The sequence below is a fragment of the Bacteroidota bacterium genome, assembly GCA_030706565.1.
Lineage (GTDB): Bacteria > Bacteroidota > Bacteroidia > Bacteroidales > JAUZOH01 > JAUZOH01.
Window position 1 is genome coordinate 1 of sequence record JAUZOH010000259.1, and the last position, 5,557, is coordinate 5,557.

At 38.3% G+C, this 5,557-nt stretch carries 10 protein-coding genes and 1 riboswitch; of the genes, 1 reads left to right on the top strand and 9 read right to left on the bottom strand.

The annotated features are described in order from the left end of the window. The 7 genes from Q8907_12025 to Q8907_12055 form a co-directional block, all read right to left on the bottom strand. A partial coding sequence (locus tag Q8907_12025; GenBank protein MDP4274997.1) for a type II toxin-antitoxin system HipA family toxin occupies window positions 1-254 on the bottom strand: 254 nt, incomplete at its 3' end. A gap of 38 nt (window positions 255-292) precedes the next feature. Beyond that, on the bottom strand, window positions 293-607 hold the full coding sequence (locus tag Q8907_12030) for a HipA N-terminal domain-containing protein (GenBank protein ID MDP4274998.1): 315 nt from the start codon (window positions 605-607) through the stop codon (window positions 293-295). Continuing rightward, window positions 594-830: a helix-turn-helix domain-containing protein gene (locus Q8907_12035; GenBank protein MDP4274999.1), complete on the bottom strand. Its 237-nt coding sequence runs from the start codon at window positions 828-830 to the stop codon at window positions 594-596. Before Q8907_12035 ends, Q8907_12030 begins: the two co-directional genes overlap by 14 nt. A gap of 190 nt (window positions 831-1,020) precedes the next feature. Continuing rightward, entirely contained in the window at window positions 1,021-2,049 is a 1,029-nt protein-coding gene (locus tag Q8907_12040) for a hypothetical protein (protein MDP4275000.1), read from the bottom strand. 190 nt (window positions 2,050-2,239) lie between these two features. After that, window positions 2,240-2,908: a 3,4-dihydroxy-2-butanone-4-phosphate synthase gene (ribB, locus tag Q8907_12045; protein MDP4275001.1), complete on the bottom strand. Its 669-nt coding sequence runs from the start codon at window positions 2,906-2,908 to the stop codon at window positions 2,240-2,242. A gap of 90 nt (window positions 2,909-2,998) precedes the next feature. Beyond that, a riboswitch (FMN riboswitch) is annotated at window positions 2,999-3,119 on the bottom strand. A gap of 151 nt (window positions 3,120-3,270) precedes the next feature. Further along, the gene (locus Q8907_12050; protein MDP4275002.1) at window positions 3,271-3,555 is read right to left on the bottom strand and encodes a putative addiction module antidote protein; all 285 of its coding nucleotides are present in this window, start codon (window positions 3,553-3,555) and stop codon (window positions 3,271-3,273) included. Window positions 3,556-3,559: 4 nt separating this feature from the next. After that, on the bottom strand, window positions 3,560-3,859 hold the full coding sequence (locus Q8907_12055; GenBank protein ID MDP4275003.1) for a type II toxin-antitoxin system RelE/ParE family toxin: 300 nt from the start codon (window positions 3,857-3,859) through the stop codon (window positions 3,560-3,562). A gap of 186 nt (window positions 3,860-4,045) precedes the next feature. Here Q8907_12055 and Q8907_12060 point away from each other — a divergent pair, with 186 nt between their 5' ends. Further along, the gene (locus tag Q8907_12060; protein MDP4275004.1) at window positions 4,046-4,189 is read left to right on the top strand and encodes a hypothetical protein; all 144 of its coding nucleotides are present in this window, start codon (window positions 4,046-4,048) and stop codon (window positions 4,187-4,189) included. 51 nt (window positions 4,190-4,240) lie between these two features. On the opposite strand, the gene Q8907_12065 is transcribed toward Q8907_12060, so the two are convergent. Both Q8907_12065 and Q8907_12070 read right to left on the bottom strand, forming a co-directional pair. Continuing rightward, window positions 4,241-4,735, bottom strand: a complete 495-nt coding sequence (locus Q8907_12065; GenBank protein MDP4275005.1) for a GNAT family N-acetyltransferase — start codon at window positions 4,733-4,735, stop codon at window positions 4,241-4,243. Next, the gene (locus Q8907_12070; protein ID MDP4275006.1) at window positions 4,732-5,025 is read right to left on the bottom strand and encodes a DUF1778 domain-containing protein; all 294 of its coding nucleotides are present in this window, start codon (window positions 5,023-5,025) and stop codon (window positions 4,732-4,734) included. The genes Q8907_12065 and Q8907_12070 overlap by 4 nt, the downstream gene beginning before the upstream one ends. Window positions 5,026-5,557: the final 532 nt, after the last annotated feature.

Below are 5,557 nucleotides of genomic sequence, written 5' to 3' on the forward strand. Positions count from 1 at the left end.
AGGTCTTCGTTTTGAGGAAGTTCCGGAAAAATAGGGTGTTGAGGTTTCAGGATATATCTTCCGTTTTTGTCGACAATCTCGAAGCAGCAGTTTTTTATGTTTAAAACAGCGCTTAATTTGGGCTGAACACCTTGTACCGACATTTTTGAGGCTCTGATCATCGCTTCTTTTCTGAGTTCTTCTGATGAGAAATTCAGAAAATCCAGCTTTTTTAGGGCAGGGGAGAGGAGTTTTAAACCTTCTGGGCTGTACAAAAGCTCACCACAGGGTTCATAAGTGATGGGGCAACGGTTCATTCGGGTACCTCCTGCACCGTTACGTTTCCTACCAGATCATTGCCGACAGCCACGAGTTGGGAAAAAAGATCATTCCGGTCTATTTTTCCGAATTTCAACAGGCCTTCCAATTGGTATCCTTCGGGCAGCAACCCGTCGAAAAACGGAGGGAAAACATCAAATTCATAAATGTTCTGCGACAAAGGCATGGTCAGGGATACGGGATTTCCTGCGTAATTTTTCAGGTAACTGAACTGATACTTTTTTCCAAATTCCAGTTCCATGAGTATTCCTGCTTCAGTGCCGTTTATGAATATCTTAGCTTTTCTCATCGTTCAGGATTTGGTTCATCAGCGGACTGGTAAGTTGTACTTTAATATTGAGTACGGTAAGTATTTTCCGTAATGTGTTGAGCTGAACGGTTTCCTTACCCTTTTCGAGGTCGAAAACCACGGTTTTTCCTACGCCTGCCATTTCCGCCAGTTGAAGCTGACTGATTCCGGCAACCTTCCGGTGTCTTCTGATGATTTTTGCCAATAATTGAGGTTCGAGCATATATTCTTGTTTTAGCAGTAAAATTATCATAATTGTACTAAAAAAGCAAATCTATTTGCGAATATTTACTGCTAAAGAGGTAAAATTAAGGGTTTAGGTTTGTGCATTGATCGTATTGAGTGGTTTTTACTGCCAAAGCGGTAATAATTTTGAACATACTTTTATTCAATCTTTTTCTTCGAAAATAAATTTATTTAGTAATCACTTGAGTTGCAGCCAGTTTTTGTAAAAAAGGCCGGCTGAGACTTTTTTCTATCTCGCTGTAGGATTGTGCATTATTTGTTACCCAATTGAAAATCTGCCAGCGAAGGCCTGAAAGCAACGAATCTTCAATCCAATAATAAAATTTTGTCTGGATGCAAAGATGTTCCATTTTTTTCATTTTCACATACATATCAAGGCCGTCGGATACGTCGTGCCATAAATCAACAAAGGCAGAGTCGAAATTTTTAGCCGGCATTTGTTTTTCGGCGTATTCAAATGCATCGCTGCAGACTATTTCCACTTTTCCCTTGTATTGAAACTGAGGCAGTATGCATTGTTTGAAAAGCCGAATTACCTCTTTGTCCCTTTCTACAACCGTGACGTGCTGTACTTCCTTTTTAAGCGAAGCCATATAGGCAAAATATCCGAGCCCTAGTCCGAATGTTACCACATTTCCATCAATTGCATCAATAACGGGTTGCATGGTCTCTATTTCATTGGGTTTAACAGCCATCCATTCGTGGTCGTGTTCCATGACGGCAGGAAAGCGGAATTCTTCATCGAAAAATCCAATACGCGGGATTTCTTTAAAATCTTCAGACACAATGATGTCATTGTACACAAATGCTTCAAACGGCTTATATTGCAGGTGTTTCAGCTCCCAATTCCCGGATTTTTCATCATCGATCAGGATATGTTGGTAATAAGGGTTTGCCGCGTAGGATTGGGCATCCAGCTTTTTTACGGCCGGCCGGAAATAATCATTTGCCAGCTGCCTGTCCCTTTCGTTGTTTTCGGTATCAAGTCCGCATAAGCCTGTCAGCAGGGCAAAATATACGGTTTCTTCCGGAAGGGGATTGTCGGCATTGATGCTTTCCATCAGCTCTTTGGTGATCAGGCAGGGGTTGTTGTTCAAATAATCACAGAACATCCAGCTGATCTCGTTGTTCCTTTGTCTTATTTCCCTGAGTTTCTTTACTTTTTCTGATTTGTCAGAAATTGAATTCTGGTACATTATTTTGATTTCTTTCTTTCTGAAAGAACATCATAAAAGTAAGAAATTTGCAAACAAGATGTTTAAAAGATTTCATCAAGGTGTATCATTAATCCCTTTTCCGGTGCATCTATTTTACATTCAGACCCTGTAAGGGCCTAAATGTTTTAGGCTTAAAAAACTTACCGGTCAATATTGCCGGCAATTCCGGTCAATTTAGTATACCGGATATTTCTGGCTTTTCTTCCTTCATTTTTCTATACTGGCAGATATCTTCAATGGATACGACGGTCATATCGTGTTCTTTGGCAAATTCCATGATTTCAGGAAGCCTGGACATGGTCCCGTCTTCATTGGTCAGTTCGCATAAAACTGCACAATCTCCTAAACCGGACAGTTTCACCAGGTCGACGCTGCCTTCGGTATGGCCCCTCCTGTTGAAGACTCCGTTATTACTGGCCAATAAAGGGAATACGTGGCCCGGACTGGCCAGGTCGGCCTGTGTGGCTTTTTCTGATATTGCAGTTTTTATGGTGGTCGTTCTGTCTTTTGCCGAAACTCCTGTTGTTACGCCTTCTTTGGCTTCAATTGAAATGGTAAAGGCGGTCTGATATTTGCTTGTGTTATTTTCGACCATCGGCTTCAGTCCAAGCTTTCTGCATTTATCTTCTGTCAGGCAAAGGCAGACTATCCCGCTGCAATGGCGGATCATTAAAGCCATATCTTTTTCCGTCATTTTCCCGGCAGAGTAAATAATATCCCCTTCATTTTCCCTGTTGTCGTCGTCTACCAGCAATACGCCGTATCCCTGCTGCAGCTTTTTAATGGCATTTTCAACTCTTTCGTTGCCTGTTTTTCCAAAAAAACTTAATGTGTTCATCTTTACTCCTTTTTAATGGTTTAAACTGGATTCCCCGGAGCAAAGCGTATATCAGGATACAATTGCCTGGTGCAATTGCAGGTTAGCAGATATTTTCTTCTTTCATCCAGACTATAACTGTCGGTTTTGGAATTTCTCCAAATCAGTCCTTTTACAAGGAGTTGCGGACTATACCGCCGATAGGGAATTTCACCCTGCCCCGAAGAAAACTTGGGCAAAGTTATATATTATTGTGAGATTGACAATAATGAAAGGCTGATTAACAGCCTGATTTTTTAATGTGCCGCTGCATTACAGTTGTGTGAAGCTTTTCTGATAGGCTGACAGCCTATCGGCCGGCTGCGCGATGTAGTGTTTTTTTCTTAAGCTGTCCTTGGATTTATTTGTATCTGTCCTCCAATTGCTCGCAATACTTTCATAATTGTCTCAAATTGAGGTTTTGCTCCATCAGATAAAGCTTTGTATAAACTTGGTCTGCTTAATCCTGTTTCTTGAGCAATTTTTGTCATCCCGATTGATTTTGCAATATGCCCAATTGCTGTAATTACATCTGAATCATTTCCTTCTGCCAGAACAGTATTAAGATATTCGGCAATCATTTCGTTACTATCTAAGTAATCGGAAATATCAAATTTTGAAGTTTCCATATTTCTATTTTTTTATCCTTTTTAAAATTTCTTTTGCTCTTTCAATGTCTTTTTGTTGAGTAGATTTATCTCCTCCAATAAGTAAAATAATTATTTTTCCATCTGACTCTTTAAAATAAACCCGGTAGCCTTTTGCGTAGTTTATTTTTAATTCACGGATTTCATTACCAACAGGTTTGCAATCTCCAAAGTGTTCATCATTCTCAAGCTTCTGAATTCGAAATAAGATTTTGGCTTTGGCTCTTAAATCTTTCAGTTTTCTCAGCCATTTGTCAAATTCGTCAGTTTTCTCAATGCTGTACATTTATTTTCTGTATTCATTTGGATACAAATTTATATAATCTTTTTTAATTGTGAAAGGTTTGATTTTAAATTCTATGGGTCATTTTCAAGGTATCTAAATGGTCTTGCTGTATTTTTTAAATGCAAGCGCAAAACCCTATTTTGGTTACTATCTATCGAACGTTTATGCAAAAGGAGGTATGAACCTATGCTCGATTATAACATAAGCCCCGTCCGCCAGCTGACGGACGGGGCTGTATATGTGTTTGAAATTAGATGTTTCCCGGACATTTTAATGGAAAGGGAGGATCGTAGCGCACGTATGCACTATAATGGCGTGGAGCTTTTCTGATAGGCTAACAGCCTATCGGCCGGCTGCTCGATTAGCGCAGTATTTTTGTTTTTAATCGAAAAGTTTATTTAGTGTTTGGGTTGCAATAAACATTTTTCCACTATCTGGTAATTTTATGAAGTCATACTTTTCGTAAAACCTTTCTGCTTCTTTGTCTATAGGGTCAACAACTACCGCAAATGAGCCAATCGTTTTCGAGATTTTATAGCTCCTTTTCAATGCGTCAATCAATAAAATTTTACCCAGCCCTTTCCCTTGAAATTTGGTGTCAATTGCCAACCTTCCGAGAAGGGTAGTGGGAATTGAAACATAAGATTTTGGGAATTTTTTTTGAATCTGTTCAGGAAAGTTCTTTAGTGGAATACTGTTGTTTGACAGGGTGTAATATCCCTTTATGTTATTGGTTCCCTTTTCTGTAAAAACAAAACAGGCAGATAGTTTTCTTTTTACATCTTGCCCTGCTTGATTTCTTAGATAATTGTTCAAAATCTCTTTGCCACAGTCAAAATCTTTTCGATTGTGCTTCTTTTCTAAAAGCTCAATCATTTTTCAGGATTTGAGACAAAAGCATTATAATCATCTAAAGCATTTTTTAGTGCCTTTGATGGTCCTTTTGGCTTAGTTATTGCATCAAAAAAAATTTGGCTATCTCTTTCCGAGGCAATTATTTGTTCCTTTTCCTTTATAATTTCTTTTGCCTTTTCCTGGACAGTTTGAACAATAAAATCTGTCAGGTTTCTGTAACCTCCCAAATATGCAGCTTTCTCAAAAAATTGCTTTTGTTCTTTTGGAAGTCTTGTGTCAAATCTTGCTTGTTCTTTAATCGTTGTAGCCATAACTTTAATTATTTATTAAAGTTTCGCAAGTAAATATCTCCCTGAACGGAATAAAATTTAACAACTGAGATTTATTGTTCATCATGTCATATAGAAATAATGAGAAATATTCCTCTGTGTCTTCTCTGTGGTTCTCTGTGTTATTGAATCGATTTATTACACAGAGAACCACAGAGTTTTAACACAGAGTGCCACAGAGAAATCTGTTATAACCCCTTTATACTACTTGCGAAACTTAAATTATTTATTGCAAATGTACGTAAAAAATCCGTAAGCACAATAATTTGTACGTTCATTTTCAGTACGATAAAGCTGCCACATTCCAAATTCACACCACCTTTTTGCTTTTGACGGGGAAGTCATGCCTTATTGAGAATAAAAAGTATGGAAGTCATCGTTGTTTTTCTGATTTCTTCTTTGCTGATAGCCTTAAACCCGTATAAATTATATGACTTCAAAGAACGGTTAATCAGCCTGCCTTCAAAAAATATCAAAAACTTCATTAAGTAATTAGACCATAGCCCGGCGTGTA